Origin of the sequence: Solicola agrisoli, assembly GCF_049059935.1 — a bacterium.
GTDB lineage: Bacteria > Actinomycetota > Actinomycetes > Propionibacteriales > Nocardioidaceae > JAURVT01.
On sequence record NZ_JBMGQR010000088.1, the window covers coordinates 1 to 16,211 of the forward strand.

The window sequence follows — 16,211 nt, forward strand, 5'->3', positions numbered from 1 at the left end:
CGCCGGCGCCGTAGGCGGCGAGGTGATCAAGGGGAAGGCCCCGGTCTTCGACAACGAGCCTGGTGCCGTGCTCGTCGGTGTGGAGTGTCACCTCCACCTCGCCGTCGGGCTCGCCCGTAGACGTGGTGGAGAGAACGAGTTGGTGAGGGGGTCGCAGCGGAGGATGTGCAACGTGCCCTCCCACCCGCTGGCGTGATATCGGCCGTGCGCCCGGCCCCCGACGCGCAGGTCGCCCCGGACGTCCCCCAGCCACTGATCAAGGCGGTCGGGGTCAGTGAGGGCCGACCACACGTCCTCAATTCGCGCGTGGACCCGGTGTTCCAACTGAACGACACCGGTGTCTGCGGTGACTCGGAGAACTCCCCGGGCCTCGTCTCGTGATTCTGAGTTGGTCATCGGGACTTCCTGCTGGGGTGTGCTGGCCTGAACTGAGTCGAAGGATGCGGACCCACACACGGTGACAGCAAGGATGTCGCATCTGACAACGTAGTGGGAGCCGCCCAGTCGGGTGGACACCGACGGTCTCGCCGGTCCAGGTCTTCCGTATGGCTGCAGTAGATGCCGGCTGCAGTAATAGCCGGTGTGGCGCCTGGCCCGGGGGCATCGCGGTGACGGCGAACCGGCGGCCGGCGGGCGTCCTCTCGACCTTGGCGGCCCACCCCGTGCCGAGCACATCGGACGAGCCTGGCAGTCATCCGCGCCGCGCAGGTGGGCGTGGAGGTAGGTCTTCGGGGCGGATGGGTGCTTGTTTCATCGGTGCCTCCTAGGTCGACGGTGATGTCGCAGATCAAGACGTCGCTGCGGACCTCGTTCGCGGGGACCAGCCGGACACCGACCTCGACCGGGCTCGGCAGGGTGATGAGGTGGCGTTCGACCGGCTTGTCGCGCCGCTGCGTCGCGAGCTGCACGCGCACTGTTACCGGATGCTCGGATCTGCGCACGATGCGGAGGACGCCCTGCAGGACGCGCTGCTAACGCGTGGCGTGGTCTAAACGGGGTCGAGGGGCGTAGTTCGGTGCGCCGCTGGCTGTGCACCGTCGCCACTCGCACCTGCCTCGACGCGGTTCGTGGCCGGGACCGACGTGCGCTGCCGGTCGATCTCGGTCCGTCAAGCCAGCGGGTCGTGACCGCCGACCGTCCCTCGACCGACGTCGACTGGCTCGGGCCGTACCCATCGTCGGGGCTTAGAGACGCGATGTCGGCCGGGGAGAGGCTCGAGCAACGCGAGTCCGTCGAGCTTGCTTTCGTCGCCGCGTTGCAGCACCTGCCGGGGAACCAGCGTGCGGCGTTAATCCTGTTCGAGGTTCTCAGCTACTCGGCTGCCGAGATCGCCGCCGTCATGGACACCTCAGTGGCCTCGGTGAACAGCGCGTTGCAGCGGGCGCGCGCTGTGGTCGCATCCAAGGTGCCGCCACGCAGCCAGCAGCAGACGCTACGCCTCATCGAAGACGACCACCTGCGGGAGGTCGTCGCGGGCTATGCGAGCGCCCTTGAGCGCGGGGACGTCGATTCGCTGGTCGCGCTGTTCACGCAGGACGTCACTTGGTCGATGCCGCCTCTGCCACACTGGTACGCGGGTTTGGTCGACGTCACCGCGTTCGCCGCCACGGTTCCCCTCGGCTCGTGTGGGAGTTGGCACCACCGCGTCGTCGAGGCAAACGCGCAGCGCGCCGTCGCGTCCTACCTCCGGCCGCAGGAAAACGGTCCCTACGACGCGTGGGCGATCAACATCCTCACCCTGCGCGACGGCCTGATCAGCGAGGTCACCTCGTTCATCGGCGTCGAGCACTTTGCGACCTTCGGCTTGCCCGCCTCGCTCGACTGAACCGCGGGTCGCATTTCGAATGCCTCACTCACACGTCGATGTGGTCGATGGGGCCAGGAACGCCCTGCTTCGCGAGGGGCAGTTCTCGCTCACGAGAGGTGTGTCGCGCCCTCCTCGTGCCCTCTGACGCAGGGTTAGCCTGTGTCGATGTCAGGAGAAGGGACGACGAGATCCGGGACACCGCCCGGATGATGATCCGTCAGGGCAAGCTGGAGGAGTTCAAGCGGCTCGCCGCGTGGTGCGCAATATCGTCGGTCGACGAAGATGCAGGTCACCCGGTAGTCGGGGAGGTTGTCGAGCTCGGCGTCGCAGTGCTTGAGTGAATCGGCCTGTGCGTTCGAAGGGCCAGCACTACGACGTCGCCGACGCGCCGACGCGCCGACGCGCCGACAAGCCTCACGGGTCTGTTCGCCGCGCCGGGCCCATCGCACCACCTCAACCGCTGGCGAACTTGTCGGCGTCCGCCCCAGTGCCGCTAATCTACGCCGGTGACGGTCGACGCCTCGGTCGACCAAAATCGCCGCCGCCGTCACTGATACCGCGCTTCGAGTCCTATCAGGCAGTGTCGGTCCGTCCCGGACGGTTTGACAGTTCCAATTCGCGGCTTTGGCTTGCGCCTTTTCGCAAGGGAATGGTCGACGCGATCGAGGTCGGTGCCTGCTGCTGGAGGTCTGAGACCAAGGAGTCAATGTCGCCGGTAAGGTCTGCTCGGGCGACGCGGTCCAGCCCGGCGACTTCGACCAGGGTCGTGCCGCCGTCACGACGCGCACGGACCCAGACTCGTCGTGGGTGGATGCTGAGGGACAGCATTAGTCCCAGCACGCCGATCGAGGTGCCCCATAGGGGTACCAACATGCCTGGTGAGGACGCGATGCGCAGCCGCGCGAATTGCCTGACCCCTGAGAACTCCACGGTGCCACGGCCCTCGGGCAGCTCGATTTCCTGTCCCGGCGACAGGTTGATCCGGTACGGCGTCCCGTCGGCGTTGGTCATCTGTGTGAGGTCCGACTTGTCCAGGACGAACACCGACTGCGGTGTGCCGTCGTCGAGCCCGAGCCGGCCGTAGTACCCGAACAGTCCCAGGTTGGGGTTGGCCGCAGCGGGGAACGCCGACACGGGCGCGGCTCCACCGACGGTGACGGCCGTGGGCAGGAAGAAGCCCTGGAAGCCGAGCTCGTCGGGACCTGCATCAGGCACCTTGAGGACGCCGTTGGAGGTGTAGGTCGCGTCCTCGGGCAGGAACGGGACCGCGCCCTCGAAGGCCACCTCGCCGTTGCCGTCGGTGACCTTGATGATCGGGGCGTACCCCTGACCGACCAGGAAGACCGACGTGCCGTCAATGGTGAGCGGGCGGTTCACCTCGATGTCGAAGGTCTTCTCGGGTTCGCCGGGCGCCGGGGTGTAACGCCCGCTGGCGTTGAACGAACGGGGTGCTCCGCGCTGCGGCCCGGTCATCTGAAAACGGGCGTCGAACTCGTCGAGACTGAGAGCGAACGGCGGCATGTCCTCGTTCTCGAACAGTGCACCGGGGGTGAACTCGTCGTACTGGGTCAGGTCGTTGGAGAACCCACTGCCCTCGGTGACGATCGCGAAGCCGCGATAGCCGAATAGTCCCCCGCCGGCAACACCGACCAGCACCACGACCAGGCAGATGTGGAACACCAGATTTCCGGCCTCGCGCAGGTATCCGCTCTCGGCGCGCACCTCGTGGCCCACGACGTCGACTCGGGCCCGCCGTCGGCGAAGCACCGTCCTGGCCGCGGCGACCACGTCGTCGGGCTCGGCGTCGGTGTGCCACTGCCGAGACTCCGGGAGCCGCGTGAGATTGCGGGGAGCCTTGGGCGGTCTGGCTCGCAGCGCCCGGTAGTACACCGCCACCCGGGGCAGGATGCAGCCGACCAGCGAGATCATTAGCAGCAGGTAGATCGCGCTGAACCATGGCGAGGAGTAGACCGAGAAGATGCCCAGCGCGTCCAGCCACGGCGACAGGTCGGGGTTGCGCAGACGGAACGTCGAGTAGGCCTGGGAGTCCACACCCCGCTGGGGCACCAATGACCCGGGGATGGCCGCCACGGCGAGCAGCAGGAGCAGGAACAGTGCCGTGCGCATCGAGGTGAGCTGACGCCAGGCCCACCTGAGCGTCTCGCGCCGTGAGAGCGGTGGCGGGCTGGGGCTCGTCACGCGGTCTCCATCCGGGAAGAGAACCGCCGCGGCACGGATCGACGCGGCGACTTACTCACTCTACAACGCGTAGAATGACGGTGTGCCGGGTAGTTCCCCGGTGCGCGTGGGACTTTGAGTCGGAGCCGGGAGGTGGCGATGTCGCACAGCGCTCACCGCCGGCGCACCCTCGCGGGACATCGGCACGCCCGGCGCGAGCGCCGTGCAGGCTGGGTCATCGTGCTTGCCGTCATGGTGGTGGGTGGGCCGGCCCTGCCGCTCGGCGCTGGCCCTCGACCCGCGATGGCGCCCACCGCGGTCTCCGGTGCCGGTGAGCCGGGAGCGGTCTCGCGGGAACCGGCAGGCCCGTCGACCAGTGCCCCGTCCGCGACGCCGCGGCCGAGTGTGGTCGAGCCGACCGGGATCGGCATCCCCGATGCCGGATCGGGCCGCTTCCAGGCAGCCGCGGGATCGTCGCGACGGGTCGGGAACGGTGCGCATGTTCTTGCCTACCGGGTCGAGGTCGAGCAAGGGCTGCCGTTCGAGGCGTCGGACTTCGCCGCCGCGGTGGACCGAACCCTTCAAGACGATCGCGGTTGGGGAGGCGTCGACGGCGTCGCGCTACGCCGGACGCCGACGGCCAGGACCCGTGTCGTGCTCGCCTCTCCCCGGACCACCGACCGGCTCTGTGCGCCGTTGAGGACTCGCGGACGAGTCTCGTGCCGCAACGGCTTCGACGTGGTGGTCAACGCCCGTCGCTGGGCCAAGGGTGCGCGCAGTTACGGGACCGACCTGGCCGGCTACCGGACCTATCTGGTCAACCACGAGATGGGCCATCGCCTCGGTCGACGCCACGTCTCGTGCCCGGCGCCGGGACAGCCGGCGCCGGTGATGCTCCAGCAGACCAAGGGGCTGCAGCGGTGCCGGCCCAACCCGTGGCCGTGACGACCACTCTTCCGCCCCCGCTCGACCGACTTCACGGATGGACCCTCGATGACGATCTTCGACGTACTGACCATGTTCGCGATGCTGTTCGCGATCTTCGGCGCACTGCTCGGCCTGATCTGGCTCGGGATGAGGTCCAACGGAGAGGAGTGAGCACCCCGGGGCCGCGACCGCCCGTGAGCAGATGGGTCAGAGCCACCTCATCGGGTTCACGACGTTCCCGTCCTCGAGCACCATCAGGTGCAGGTGGCACCCGGTGGAGTACCCGGTCGTTCCGGCGTAGCCGATCGTCTGGCCCCTGCGTACCTTCTGCCCGACCCTGACGATCGAGCGAGCCAGGTGGTTGTAGGTGGTGGCGACGCTGGTCCCGCGCTTGCGTCCGTGGGACAGGATCACTCGGTTGCCGTACGCGGTGTTGAAGTACCGCTCGAGGACGCGGCCGGTGGCGGCAGCCTTCACCGGCGATCCGCACGGGGCCCGAAAATCGGTCCCGTCGTGAAGCTTGCGGACCTTGAGGATCGGGTGCAGTCGCATCCCGTACGGCGACGTAATGAAGCTCGACACCGGGTAGATAAGAGCGCTGTCGTCTCCCGACGGCGCTGAAGAGTCGTCGCGCTGACGGGGCGGTGCCGGCGCGGCGGCGTCGTCTCGGCCGGCTCCGGTGCCGGCTTTGGCGCGCGCGCGGTCACGGCGACGCTTCGCCTCCTGGCGGGCCTCCTCGGCCGCCTCGGCGCGGGCGATCGCCCTGAGCTTGGTGCTGACCCGGGTGCGCTCACCCTCCAGGCGCCCAAGCTCGGCCAGGTCGGCCTGCCGCAGACTCTCGGCCTTGGTCCGCGCCGACGACGCGTCGGCGACCAGGACGCCGACCGCGGACGTCTGACGCTCGGCGGCGGCTTCGAGCCGCCTCCGGAGCGCGAGGTTGTCTGCTGCGCGGCCCCGTTGGGCGGCGACCTCGTCGCGCGCCGACTCGACCTTGTCCTGGGCCATCTCCAGCATGATCCGAGCAGCATCGAGCCGGTCCATCGTGGCCAGCTGGGCATCTGCGACCGACGTGCCCAGCATCATCTGCTCGTTGAACTCCAACGGGTCCGACCCACTGAGCAGGGCGGCCATCGCCCGAAGGCCCGGGTCGCCCTGCTCCAGGGACGTCAGTGTCTGCTGCTTGACCGTGCGCTCAGAGCCCTCGAGCTGCCGACGACCGGCTCGCAGGTCCCGGCGCGCCGTGATCAGCGTGCGCTGGGCCACGCCGAGACGGCGAGCCATCTCCTGGTCCTGGGCCGCCGCAGAAGCCAGCTGGCCACGGGTCCGGGTCAAGGTGGTCTGCGCGGCCGTCAGCTGGCCTTGAACCCGGTCGAGGGCGGCACTGGCCCGCGCCAGCCCCTTGCTGGACTCGTCGATGCTCTGCTGGGCACCCGAGATCTGCCCCGACAAGGACCGCCGCCGCTGCTCGAGGCGGTCCTCGTCGGCAGCCGGGGACGGGGGTGCGAGGGTGAGGACGAGCGTCGCGCAGACGCCGGTCGTGGCCAGGGTGAGTCGGGTGCGAGCAGCACGGATCATCGGCACAAACCTTCACGACCGGGGGAGACAGTAGTTCTACGCTATGTCAAAATAACCCGATCGAGCTCGGGGCGCGCACGTTGTTCTACATCCGGTAGAGGACGGGCTTCATGGTCGGCTTCGATGACCTAGGCTCTGATCAGACCAACGGCGGGGAGGAACGCGTGCGTCAGGTGGGAGAGCTCGAGGCGGCCGTGATGGCCGAGGTCTGGAAGCACGACCGCCCGGTGACGGTCTGGGAGCTGGTCGAGGCGCTCGCGAGCGAGCGAGATCTGGCCTACACCACCGTCATCACCATCACTGAGCGACTCCGCGCCAAGGGCCTCCTGGGCCGCGAGCGGGTGGGCCGGTCGTTCCAGTACACGGCCGTGGTGAGCGGTCAGCAGTACGCCGCCGGTCGGATGAGCGACGTGCTCGACACCGCCACCGACCGGCACGGTGCCCTTCTTCACTTCGCCGGGCAGCTCAGCGCCGAAGAGGTCGCCGAACTCCGGGCGGCACTGGACGGCCCGGACCAGCCGCCGGCCGACGGTTCCTGATGATCGTCGCCGGCGCGCTCGCGCTCTACGCCGTCCTGGTCGGGACGGTCGGGAATACCAAGCTCGCAGGCGCCGCCTGGCCGGCTCGCCACCCGCGCGCAGCGGTGACGATCTGGCATTCGGCGGCCGCGGGATGCGTCCTCGCCGTCGCTGCAGCCCTGATGCTCACCGCACATGACCTGACCGAGCACGGCTTGGTATGGCTCATTTGTGCGCGACCCAACGCGGTGCACTCGATGTATAGCGGTGGGTTGACCCTGGGGCCGGGTTGGAACTTCACCGGCCTGCTGCTGGTAGCGGCAGTGATCTACCTGGCAGCTACGGCCGCGGTGCGGCTGAGTCGGGACAGGCGCCGACGCAACCTGTGCCTCAGTGGCCAGACCGAGCCGTCGGACCCGCACCTGGGCGAGGACGTGCGCGTGGTGCGTGACCCCGCAGCCTTGGTCTACTGTCTTTCCGCACCGCCCCGCGCGCGTCCCATCGTCGTCAGCACCGGTGCGTTGGCCGCGCTGGGGGCTCCGGGTGTGATGGCTGCGATCGAGCACGAGCGTGCCCACCTCAGTCAGCGGCACCATCTTTCGGTGCTGGTCGCCGATCTGGTGCGCGGGCTCACCTCGAAGGTGGGGCTGATGAAGTCCTACTCGCTGCAGGTTCGGCGACTGTGCGAGATGGCCGCCGACGATGCCGCCTCCCATCCGTGCGGCGGTCGCACGGTGGCCCGCGCACTCCTCGACCTCAGCGATGGACCCCTGCGTTCGCAACCAGTTGCCGTGCTGGGCGTGGTGGGGACGGCGACCGGGGAGAGGATTCGACGCCTCATCGCTGGCTGCGGTGACAGCCACGCAGACCGGGTCCGGGTGCGCCGAACTGCTCGATGGGTCGGTCTGGCCGTGGCCGCCCTGCCGTTCGTCGTCGCAATGGCTCCGGCCCTCGCCGTGATCGGTACCGTCCACTGAATCTCGGCTTGCTTACTGTTCACTAATCGCTGTATGGTCAGCGTGTGCTGACCATTGCTTCGCGCCTCGACGTCATGGCCCGGCTCGGCAGGGCGATGGCCGATCCGACGCGGTCCCGCATCCTGCTGAGCCTGCTCGACGCGCCGGGATATCCCGCCGAGCTGGCCCGCGATCTGGACCTGACGCGTTCGAATGTGTCCAACCATCTGTCGTGCTTGCGCGGGTGCGGCATCGTCGTCGGAGCTCCCGAGGGTCGCCAGACGCGCTACGAGATCGCCGACGCCCACGTCGTGCGAGCTCTGGACGAGCTGGTGCGAGTCGTGCTGGCCGTCGACGACGGTCAACCGTGCGCCGACGACGACTGCGACGTGCCGACCTGCTGTGCCCCCATCGACGAGGAGACCCACCCATGAGCGACGCCTGCTGCGGGTCCGATGACGATCTGACCGGCTCGACCTCATGCTGTGGGCCCGGGGAGTCGTGCGACGACCACGATGCCGACCACCACGAGGAGTACACCCCGTGGTTCCAAGACCGCGGTCTGGCGCTGCCTGCCCTGTCGGGGGTGTTCCTGGTCCTGGGCTATGCCCTGGAGCTGACCGCCGGTGACGCCGCAGCGAACGGCGCCTGGGTGCTGGGGATCTTGGCCGGCGGCTGGACGTTCGTGCCGAGCACGCTGCGCCGCCTGCGCAGAGGCAAGATCGGCGTCAGTCTGTTGATGACGATCGCCCTGGTCGGGGCGATCGCCCTCGCCCGGGTCGGCGAAGCCGCCGCACTGACGTTCCTGTTTTCCATCGCCGAGGCATTGGAGGACCGCGCGATGGACCGTGCCAAGCATGGACTCAAGGCGCTTCTGTCACTCATCCCCGACACCGCCAGAGTTTCCCAGCTCGGCTGTGACGTCGTCGTCAAGACCGCCGACGTCCGGGTCGGCGACATCTTGGTGATCGGTGCTGGCGAGCGCGTCGCGACCGACGGCGAGATCGTCACCGGCCGCAGCAGCATCGACACCTCGGCGGTGACCGGAGAGTCGATCCCAGTCGAAGTCGGCCCGGCCGATCAGGTTCCCGCCGGTTCGATCAACGGCACCGGCACCATCCGAGTCCAGGCAGTTGCTGCCGGGCGCGATAACTCACTGACCACCATTGTCCGTCTCGTCCAGGAAGCCCAAGCCCGCAAGGGCGACCGTGCGCGGCTGGCCGACCGGATCGCGCGCCCGCTGGTGCCGGCGGTCCTGATCGTGTCTGCACTGATCGTCGCCTTCGGTTTCGCCGTCGGCGAGCCCGGGTTGTGGCTCGAGCGCGCCCTGGTGGTGCTGGTCGCCGCGTCTCCGTGCGCGCTGGCGATCGCTGTGCCGGTCACGGTCATCTCCTCCATCGGCGCGGCAAGCAAGTTCGGCGTCGTGATCAAGTCCGGAGAGGCCTTCGAGCAGCTCGGCGGCATCGGCCGGGTCGCGTTCGACAAGACCGGCACGCTGACCCGCAACAAGCCTGAGGTCGTGGACGTGAGGACCACCGCAGGCTTCGCCCGAGACGAGGTGCTGCTCCTAGCAGCCTCGCTCGAGGCCAGCAGCACGCACCCGCTGGCGGCGGCCTTCCTCGCCCAGGTGCCCGCCCCGCGGGACGCGGACGACGTGCACGAGGAGCCGGGGCGTGGTCTGAGCGGGTCGGTCGCGGGACGTCAGGTCAGGGTCGGCAGCCCACGCTGGCTGCCGGTAGACGCTCTCGACGACGACGTGGCGACGATGACGTCGCAGGGTATGAGCATCGCCGCCGTCGAGGTCGACGGTCACCTGGCCGGCGTCGTCGGCATCCGTGACGAGCTCAAGCCCGAAGCGTCGGCAGCGGTGGCCCAGCTGCACGCGGACGGCATCGAGACGGTCATGCTGACCGGCGACAACTCCCGCACCGCACATGCGCTGGCCGCAGAGGTCGGGATCACCGACGTCCGTGCCGAGCAGATGCCCGGCGACAAGTCGGCCGCGATCGAGGCCCTGTCCCGCACGCGCCCGACCGCGATGGTTGGCGACGGCATCAACGACGCCCCCGCCCTGGCCGCTGCCACCGTCGGGATCGCGATGGGCGCCACCGGCACCGCGGCCGCGGTGGAGTCAGCCGACGTCGCGTTCACCGGCAACGACTTGCGGCTCATCCCGCAGGCTCTGGCACACGCCCGACGCGGACGCCGAATCATGACCGGCAACATCGTCTTGGCGCTGCTGATCATCGTCGTGCTGTTCCCGCTGGCCCTGTTCGGTGTGCTGGGGCTCGCCGGCGTGGTGCTGGTGCACGAGGTGGCCGAGGTCGTCGTGATCCTGAACGGTCTGCGTGCTGCCCGCGCTCCGCGACGCGAGCTCGCCCCGATCCGGTCTGCGACCATCACCCCTCCGCGCCAGTCCGTCTCGGCGTGAGGCTCCGGCCAGGGCTCGCACCCCTTCCCGTGGGGCTCGGGCCCGGCCGATCGATCGGGTCGACAGCCATTAGCTGACACCCGGCCCACTCCGCCGCGCCCCGTCCACGACGTGCGGCCCGTGAGTCGCTGCCGAGTGGGAAGAGTTGACCGTCTGTTCGCCGCCGGCCGAGGCCTGATCTGACCTGACCGTAGGTACGACTCTTCTGCGCCAGCATGAGCACATCAGGTCTCCACAGCTGTGCCTGGGGCGGCCGACGGAGCCGGAACGGACCGCCCCCGCGGCAGAGCCCGGCCGCAGGTCCCTCAGCTGCGACCCCGGCGGTCCGGTTGCGCCGAGGAGGTTAGATCCCGATCTGGTAGCCCGAGACCCAGCTGCGGACACCGAACACGAACGTCTCCCACAGACCGGTCGCCAAGGCGATGCCGACGGCGACGAGCATTGCCCCGCCGAGCAGGTTGATCGTGCGGCGGTGACGCCGCGCCCACGCCGAGGCACCCATCGCCCGGTCCGACAGGGCGCCGGCGATCAGGAAGGGCACGCCGAGACCGAGGCTGTAGGCCAGGGCGAGCAGCGCGCCTCGTCCTGCAGTCGCCTCGGTGGAGGACAGCGCGAGGACCGCGGTCAGGGTCGGACCCAGGCAGGGGGTCCATCCGAGCGCGAATGTCCCTCCCAGGACGGGTCCGGCCAGCAGGCCGACGCGGGGCGCGGCGTGGATTCGCACCTCCCGTTGTGCCCACCGCAGATGGCCCATGAACACCAGGCCGAGGGCGATCGTGATGAAGCCGAGGACGATGTTCATGGGCCGTTGGTAGGCCAGGAGTTGGTATCCGATGGCGCCGAACAAGGTCCCGAACGAGATGAACACCGCCCCGAAGCCCGCGACAAACAGAGCGGTTCCGGCCAGGACGCGGGCGCGGCTCGCCGTGCCGGCGTCGACCCCACTTAAACCGGTCGCGTAGGACAGGTAGCCCGGTAGCAAGGGGATCACGCACGGTGAGAAGAACGAGACCAGCCCGGCCAGGATCGCGACGGGGATCGCGATCAGGAGCGAGCCGCTGATCGTCGCCGAGGCGAACCAGTCACCCATAGATATTTCCGGAAGCTGTCTGTCGTCGACGCTCGGACCGTCGGGTCAGGGGTGTGAGAGCCACGCCGGCTGCCCCGGCCGCGACCAGCAGTCCCTGGATCAGTCCGCCCCAACGCACAGCGGGGGTGACGCCCTCGGCCAGGGTGACCGAGAGGGACAGGTAGGCCGGCCTCTGGGTAGGGGCGCGGGCGATCACGTCCCCGTGTGCGTCGATGACCCCGCTGATGCCGTTCGTGGAGGGGACGGCGACGTCACGTCCGGCTTCGATCGCTCGCAGCCGGCTGATCTGCCACTGCTGGGCCGGTTGGGCGGTTCCGGTGAAGCTGGCGTTGCTGGTCTGGACCACGAGGAGCTGCGCGCCGGCACTGATCAGGTCCCGGACAACGTCGTCGTGTGCCACGTCCCAGCAGAGCATGTCGCCAACCGAGACACCGCCTAGGTCGACCACGTTGGAGGTCGTGCCTGGCACCATGTCGCGGGGGACGTCGCGGTCGAAGCGCGGGACGATATTGCCCAGTGCCTGGCGGAACGGCACGTACTCACCGAACGGCACCAGGTTCTGCTTCAGGTAGATCCCGCCGGGACCGTCGGGAGTCCACGCGATGCCGGCGTTGCGCGCGGTCGCGTCAGTCGGGCCGTCCAGGATGGCGCCGACCAGGATGGGTGCGCCGACCTCGGTGGCAGCAGCTGACAGTCGGCTGCCGGTGACCCCGCTGACCAGCGGGTCGGTGTCCAGGCTGTTCTCCGGCCACAGGACCAGGTCGGGCGCCGGTTGGGTCCCGGCGGCGACCGCGCGGGCCAAGCGTCTGGTCGCCTCCAGGTGCATCTCGAGCACCCGCCCTCGTGGCCATGGCTCGAAGAGCACGGGCACGTCTCCTTGAACCACGGCGATCTGCTTGGAACCGGTTGCGCCGGCTGGGCCGGTCGGCAGGACCGCCCCGAGGGATACGGTGGCGAGGACCGCGGCCGCCGAGGCGACGACCGCGGTTCGGGTGCGGTGACCGAGCGCGAACGTCAGGGCTGATGCGAGCGCGACGACGAGGGCGGACATCGCGGGGACACCGACGATCCGAACGTAGGACTCCAGGGGCGTGTCCAGCGCGCTGTATCCCAGGCGCGCCCAGGGGAAGCCTCCGAAGGGAATGCTGCCTCGGACCCACTCGCTCAGCACCCACGCAGCCGGCACCCACACCGGCCACCACCGGAGCACCAGCACCAAGCGCACGGTCAGCACGCTCACGCTGACCAGCAGGATCTGCGCGACGACCAGGCCGACGAAGGCGCCGTCGCTGACCACGCGCATCCACCACAGTGTCGGCACCAGGAAGGTCGCGGCGAAGAGCGCCGCAACGCCGGTGGCGGCGGCGATGGTGGCCTCGCGGACCGTGGCGGTTCGAAGGACCACCAGGAGGGCGGTGGTTCCGAGCACCGGCGCAGCCGGGACCTGCAAGGGGGCGAATGCGGCCGCGCAGAGCGCCCCGGCCGAACCGGCCCCGACCAGCACCCCGGCCCACGAGGCCCGGCGCCCGGCACGTGCTAGGCGGGTCAAGGAGGTGGCGACACTGTCTGCACGCTCTGCCAGCGTCGTCACGTTCGGCCCTGGCGGCGACCGGCCAGGAGGCTGTCTGCGACGATGAGGATGACCGCGCCGGTGATGAGGACGTCGGCGAGGTTGAAGGTGGCGAACCACCCGGTGTGGAAGTAGTCGGTGACGACGCCGTCACCTGCGCGGTCCAGCACGTTCGCGGCCGCACCGGCGATCAGCGCGGTGAACCCGGTGCGGGCGATGGCCCCATTCTGGGGTGTGCTCCACACCGCGTAGACGCCGATCGCGACGGTGATCGCCCCCGTGGCCAGGGTGATGACGCCGCGAGGCAGGTGCGACCCCATCCCGAAGGCGATGCCGGGGTTGTACCCCAGGCGCAGCTCCAGTGGCCCCAGGTCGATGCTCGCGGTGCCAGACAACAGTTGCTCCACGACCACGTTGAACACCAGGGCGAGCGTGGTCAGGCCCACCGCCGCGACCATCACGGTGACCCCGCGACGGGTCGCGGTGTGGTCGTGGTCAAAGTCGCGCGGGGTGTGCAGGTCGGCTCGGGGGTCACTCACCGGGCGCCTCGGCCAGGACGTCGTCGACAAGGCCGGTGAGAGTGGATTCTTCGACCTCGTCGAGGATGCGCGCGGCGACCCGACCGTCGCGATCGATGATGTAGGTCGTGGGGACCGCCATCGCCGGAAGGGTATTGGAGAATCCGAGGAGCTGCTGGCTCGAGGGGTCCGAGATCGACGGGTAGGGGACGTCGAGCTTGTCGGTGAACGCCTTGGATGCCGTCGCCTCCTCACGGACCGCGATCCCCACGAACTGCACCCCCCTGTCCTGGGTGGCTCGGGCAACCTTATTCAGTACCGGCGCCTCGCGGCGGCACGGTGGGCACCACGACCCCCACACGTTGACCACGAGCACCTTGTCTGCGTAGCTGGCGGTGTCCAGGGGTCTGCCATCCAGGTCGGTCCCGGTGATCCTGGGTGCGTCCTTGCGTTCGGCGGCTGCGACCGTGGTGATGGTCCCGTCGCCGGAAACGAAGCCAGCGCCACCGGTCGCGGGTGCAGCAGAGGTGGACTCGCGTTCGGCGTCGGGGACGCAGCCGGCCAGGACCAGCGCCAGCAGCACGGCCGCGACAACGCTCGGTGCATGTCGGCGGCTCATCGGGGGTGCCCAGTGCGCACAGCGACAAGGATCAACCCGGTGACCATGGCCGCGAGCACGACGCCCAGAAGCAGCAGGTACGCCATGTCACCGTCGGCTACTGCGACCTGCCGCGCAGCATCGGGCGCCGCCTGGTCATTGCGGCCCGAGACATCGCCTGCCGTCGGGGAAGGTCGAGGCGCCGACGGTCCCGCCGCGGCCACCTGGAAGGGGACCTGCCCCGTGGCGGGGTGACCGTCTGCGCTGACTGCGCGGTAGGAGACGACGTACCGGCCCGTGTCATCGGTCGAGGTCACGGTCGCGGTCGCGGTCGCGGTCGCGGTGCGCACCGTGCTTCCGACGACCCGGCTCTGCTCGGTCGGAACCAGTGTTCCATCGGGTCGCTGCACGATGACGGTGACGTCCGATGAGACCGGATCGGCAAAGCGAAGTGTGACTTGGTCGGGCACCGAAGCCCTTGCGGCGCCGATGGTGGGCACGGATTCGACCAGCGCCGTGTCGGCGCGCGCCGACGTAGTCCAAAGCACCGAGCACGTCGCCACCGTGGCTGCGGTCACCGCGGCGGTGAGGACGCGGTTCATGTGCCCTCACCGCCGGTGGTGGTGCCGCGTCGGCGGTACCGGCGCAAGGCGACCGGGGCAGTCAGCGCGGCAGCGGCGACGAACAGGAGACCTGAGCCGACCCAGATGCCGGTGGTGTACGCCGAGTTGTCCGGCGCCGGTGAGGCTGTCGCGGAGTCACCAGATGCAGAGCTGGCGACGGTGGGGGAGGGGGGAGTCGCCGTCGGCGCGATGGTGGGCGACCTTGGCGCTGGCGCCGGTGCGGGTGCCTGGGCGACCGGGTCCGTGGACGAGAAGGTGAAGGTTCCCGAGATTGCGTGCCCGTCGGACGACACTACCCGCCAGGTGACGTCATACCGGCCTGGCTCAAGCGTCGCAGGCAGGGGCCGGGTGACCAAGGTTCCCTCGGTGCTGGCTTGTGCGGCGGGAAGGTCGACTCCTGCGGTGGAGACGGCGACGGTCGGCGCGGTGGGCACGACCTCCTCGCTGAATCGCAGGCGGATCTCCGTGGGGGCGGTATCGATGGTGGAGTCGGCGGCGGGGGAGGAGGAGACCAGTGAGTCGTGGGCTGATGCGGTGGGAGCAGGAACCAGCAGGAGGATCGCGGTAGCGACGGCTCCGACCAGCGCCCACCGGTGGGTGGGGACAGGCATGCAGAACTCCGGGATGGCCGCGCAGGACGCAGCCGGACGTTGGGTGGCCAGGGGTGTTAGGTACCGCGCAGCGTCGGCGGCGCCCGCGTGGACCACGCGGATGCAGCGATCGCACCAGGGGCCCTGAGGGCCCACCGCGTGGGCAGCGAGGGCCTGGGCATCGCGGGGGGCGGAACCGGGTCGCTCGTGCGTACGAGACGAGTTGCTGCGCACAGCGTGTGCTCTGCCAAGGAGCTGTTGTCGACCCGGACCACTCCGATGGACAGGGCGGCAATGGCCAGGTGCCAAACGGTGACGCCGACCTCGGCATTCAGCTGCCCGGACTCGGTGACCACGCACCACAGATGGAACAGGCCTTGGCCCACTAGCGCAGCTGCCAGCACGACGCTGAGACCTCGCCCCGGGCGCCGACGGCGATACAGCAGGGGGAGGAGCACCGACCAGGCCGGTCCGACGAGCCACGCGGCCGACCCGGGCAGTGACATCAGGAGCAGTGCGCTTGTCGACAGTGCGGCCATCGCGCCCCCAGCGATGAGCGCGCGACATTGCCGCTGGGCTGGGCCGGGTTCGCGCACCAGCGGCTGTGTCGTGACGGTGGTCGAGGCAGCGTCCTCGTGACGGCCGGCAGGTAGTTCTGTCCAGCCCTCTGCCCTCACCGGGGCGCCGCAGCCATTGGACGGTTCGATGACGCGAGCGCAACGGCGTGGAGGTCGTCTTGGCAGCATCGATCGTCGCCCTACTTGGAGTAGGAGTGCAGGCCGGGGACGAAGAGGTTGACGCCGACGTAGTTGAACATGAAGGTGGCGAAG

Annotated in this window: 17 protein-coding genes and 1 pseudogene; 9 read left to right on the plus strand and 9 right to left on the minus strand. The window is 69.4% G+C overall.

Translation table 11 applies throughout. From position 1 onward, the window contains the following. Window positions 1-196: hypothetical protein (locus ACI6PP_RS20420; RefSeq protein WP_421113549.1), on the plus strand; the 196-nt coding region annotated here is incomplete at its 5' end. A gap of 17 nt (window positions 197-213) precedes the next feature. On the opposite strand, the pseudogene ACI6PP_RS20425 reads toward ACI6PP_RS20420, so the two are convergent. After that, window positions 214-675: pseudogene (locus ACI6PP_RS20425) on the minus strand (SRPBCC domain-containing protein); the annotation flags it as partial. Between the two features lie 248 nt (window positions 676-923). Here ACI6PP_RS20425 and ACI6PP_RS20430 point away from each other — a divergent pair. The 3 genes from ACI6PP_RS20430 to ACI6PP_RS20440 all read left to right on the plus strand — a co-directional run bounded on the left by ACI6PP_RS20430 (window position 924) and on the right by ACI6PP_RS20440 (window position 2,148). After that, window positions 924-992: a hypothetical protein gene (locus tag ACI6PP_RS20430; protein ID WP_421113547.1), complete on the plus strand. Its 69-nt coding sequence runs from the start codon at window positions 924-926 to the stop codon at window positions 990-992. A 23-nt stretch (window positions 993-1,015) separates the two neighbouring features. Then, window positions 1,016-1,825 carry an RNA polymerase subunit sigma-70 gene (locus ACI6PP_RS20435; protein ID WP_421113527.1) on the plus strand — a complete coding sequence of 270 codons (810 nt, stop codon included), beginning with the start codon at window positions 1,016-1,018 and terminating at the stop codon, window positions 1,823-1,825. Between the two features lie 116 nt (window positions 1,826-1,941). Further along, the gene (locus ACI6PP_RS20440; RefSeq protein WP_421113528.1) at window positions 1,942-2,148 is read left to right on the plus strand and encodes a hypothetical protein; all 207 of its coding nucleotides are present in this window, start codon (window positions 1,942-1,944) and stop codon (window positions 2,146-2,148) included. Between the two features lie 232 nt (window positions 2,149-2,380). On the opposite strand, the gene resB is transcribed toward ACI6PP_RS20440, so the two are convergent. Further along, entirely contained in the window at window positions 2,381-4,006 is a 1,626-nt protein-coding gene (gene resB / locus ACI6PP_RS20445) for a cytochrome c biogenesis protein ResB (RefSeq protein ID WP_421113529.1), read from the minus strand. A 138-nt stretch (window positions 4,007-4,144) separates the two neighbouring features. On the opposite strand from resB, the gene ACI6PP_RS20450 reads away from it, so the two are divergent. Beyond that, entirely contained in the window at window positions 4,145-4,930 is a 786-nt protein-coding gene (locus ACI6PP_RS20450) for a DUF3152 domain-containing protein (protein WP_421113548.1), read from the plus strand. A 189-nt stretch (window positions 4,931-5,119) separates the two neighbouring features. Here the strand turns inward: ACI6PP_RS20450 and ACI6PP_RS20455 are convergent, their stop codons facing one another. Further along, window positions 5,120-6,487 carry a peptidoglycan DD-metalloendopeptidase family protein gene (locus ACI6PP_RS20455; RefSeq protein WP_421113531.1) on the minus strand — a complete coding sequence of 456 codons (1,368 nt, stop codon included), beginning with the start codon at window positions 6,485-6,487 and terminating at the stop codon, window positions 5,120-5,122. A 110-nt stretch (window positions 6,488-6,597) separates the two neighbouring features. On the opposite strand from ACI6PP_RS20455, the gene ACI6PP_RS20460 reads away from it, so the two are divergent. The 4 genes from ACI6PP_RS20460 to ACI6PP_RS20475 are packed head-to-tail and all read left to right on the plus strand — an operon-like array spanning window position 6,598 to window position 10,392. Beyond that, window positions 6,598-7,026 carry a BlaI/MecI/CopY family transcriptional regulator gene (locus ACI6PP_RS20460; RefSeq protein WP_421113532.1) on the plus strand — a complete coding sequence of 143 codons (429 nt, stop codon included), beginning with the start codon at window positions 6,598-6,600 and terminating at the stop codon, window positions 7,024-7,026. Continuing rightward, window positions 7,026-7,982, plus strand: coding sequence for a M56 family metallopeptidase (locus ACI6PP_RS20465; RefSeq protein ID WP_421113533.1), 957 nt, complete (start codon window positions 7,026-7,028; stop codon window positions 7,980-7,982). Before ACI6PP_RS20460 ends, ACI6PP_RS20465 begins: the two co-directional genes overlap by 1 nt. 44 nt (window positions 7,983-8,026) lie before the next feature. After that, entirely contained in the window at window positions 8,027-8,395 is a 369-nt protein-coding gene (cmtR, locus tag ACI6PP_RS20470; RefSeq protein WP_421113535.1) for a Cd(II)/Pb(II)-sensing metalloregulatory transcriptional regulator CmtR, read from the plus strand. After that, on the plus strand, window positions 8,392-10,392 hold the full coding sequence (locus ACI6PP_RS20475; protein WP_421113537.1) for a heavy metal translocating P-type ATPase: 2,001 nt from the start codon (window positions 8,392-8,394) through the stop codon (window positions 10,390-10,392). Before cmtR ends, ACI6PP_RS20475 begins: the two co-directional genes overlap by 4 nt. Before the next feature lie 343 nt (window positions 10,393-10,735). Here ACI6PP_RS20475 and ACI6PP_RS20480 read toward each other — a convergent pair whose 3' ends face one another. Genes ACI6PP_RS20480 through ACI6PP_RS20505 form a run of 6 tightly spaced genes read right to left on the minus strand, consistent with a single transcriptional unit; the run spans window position 10,736 to window position 15,948 of the window. Then, a complete protein-coding gene (locus ACI6PP_RS20480) occupies window positions 10,736-11,482 on the minus strand; it encodes a cytochrome c biogenesis CcdA family protein (protein ID WP_421113538.1) in 747 nt (248 codons plus the stop codon). Then, window positions 11,475-13,073 carry an apolipoprotein N-acyltransferase gene (gene lnt / locus ACI6PP_RS20485; protein WP_421113539.1) on the minus strand — a complete coding sequence of 533 codons (1,599 nt, stop codon included), beginning with the start codon at window positions 13,071-13,073 and terminating at the stop codon, window positions 11,475-11,477. Before lnt ends, ACI6PP_RS20480 begins: the two co-directional genes overlap by 8 nt. Continuing rightward, complete coding sequence (locus ACI6PP_RS20490) at window positions 13,070-13,591, minus strand: signal peptidase II (RefSeq protein WP_421113541.1); 522 nt, start codon at window positions 13,589-13,591, stop codon at window positions 13,070-13,072. The genes lnt and ACI6PP_RS20490 overlap by 4 nt, the downstream gene beginning before the upstream one ends. Beyond that, window positions 13,584-14,153, minus strand: a complete 570-nt coding sequence (locus tag ACI6PP_RS20495) for a TlpA family protein disulfide reductase (RefSeq protein ID WP_421113542.1) — start codon at window positions 14,151-14,153, stop codon at window positions 13,584-13,586. The genes ACI6PP_RS20490 and ACI6PP_RS20495 overlap by 8 nt, the downstream gene beginning before the upstream one ends. Window positions 14,154-14,185: 32 nt before the next feature. Continuing rightward, window positions 14,186-14,770: a copper resistance CopC family protein gene (locus tag ACI6PP_RS20500; RefSeq protein ID WP_421113544.1), complete on the minus strand. Its 585-nt coding sequence runs from the start codon at window positions 14,768-14,770 to the stop codon at window positions 14,186-14,188. Then, window positions 14,767-15,948 (minus strand): copper resistance protein CopC, encoded by a 1,182-nt coding sequence (locus ACI6PP_RS20505; RefSeq protein ID WP_421113545.1) that lies wholly within the window; start codon window positions 15,946-15,948, stop codon window positions 14,767-14,769. The genes ACI6PP_RS20500 and ACI6PP_RS20505 overlap by 4 nt, the downstream gene beginning before the upstream one ends. Window positions 15,949-16,211: the final 263 nt, after the last annotated feature.

Coding starts and splice junctions, on each gene's coding strand:
- ACI6PP_RS20465 (WP_421113533.1), top strand. CDS start 7,026: ATGATCGTCGCCGGCGCGCTCGCGCTCTACGCCGTCCTGGTCGGGACG.
- ACI6PP_RS20460 (WP_421113532.1), top strand. CDS start 6,598: ATGGTCGGCTTCGATGACCTAGGCTCTGATCAGACCAACGGCGGGGAG.
- ACI6PP_RS20455 (WP_421113531.1), bottom strand. CDS start 6,487: ATGATCCGTGCTGCTCGCACCCGACTCACCCTGGCCACGACCGGCGTC.
- ACI6PP_RS20505 (WP_421113545.1), bottom strand. CDS start 15,948: ATGTCGCGCGCTCATCGCTGGGGGCGCGATGGCCGCACTGTCGACAAG.
- ACI6PP_RS20450 (WP_421113548.1), top strand. CDS start 4,145: ATGTCGCACAGCGCTCACCGCCGGCGCACCCTCGCGGGACATCGGCAC.
- ACI6PP_RS20500 (WP_421113544.1), bottom strand. CDS start 14,770: ATGAACCGCGTCCTCACCGCCGCGGTGACCGCAGCCACGGTGGCGACG.
- ACI6PP_RS20475 (WP_421113537.1), top strand. CDS start 8,392: ATGAGCGACGCCTGCTGCGGGTCCGATGACGATCTGACCGGCTCGACC.
- ACI6PP_RS20480 (WP_421113538.1), bottom strand. CDS start 11,482: ATGGGTGACTGGTTCGCCTCGGCGACGATCAGCGGCTCGCTCCTGATC.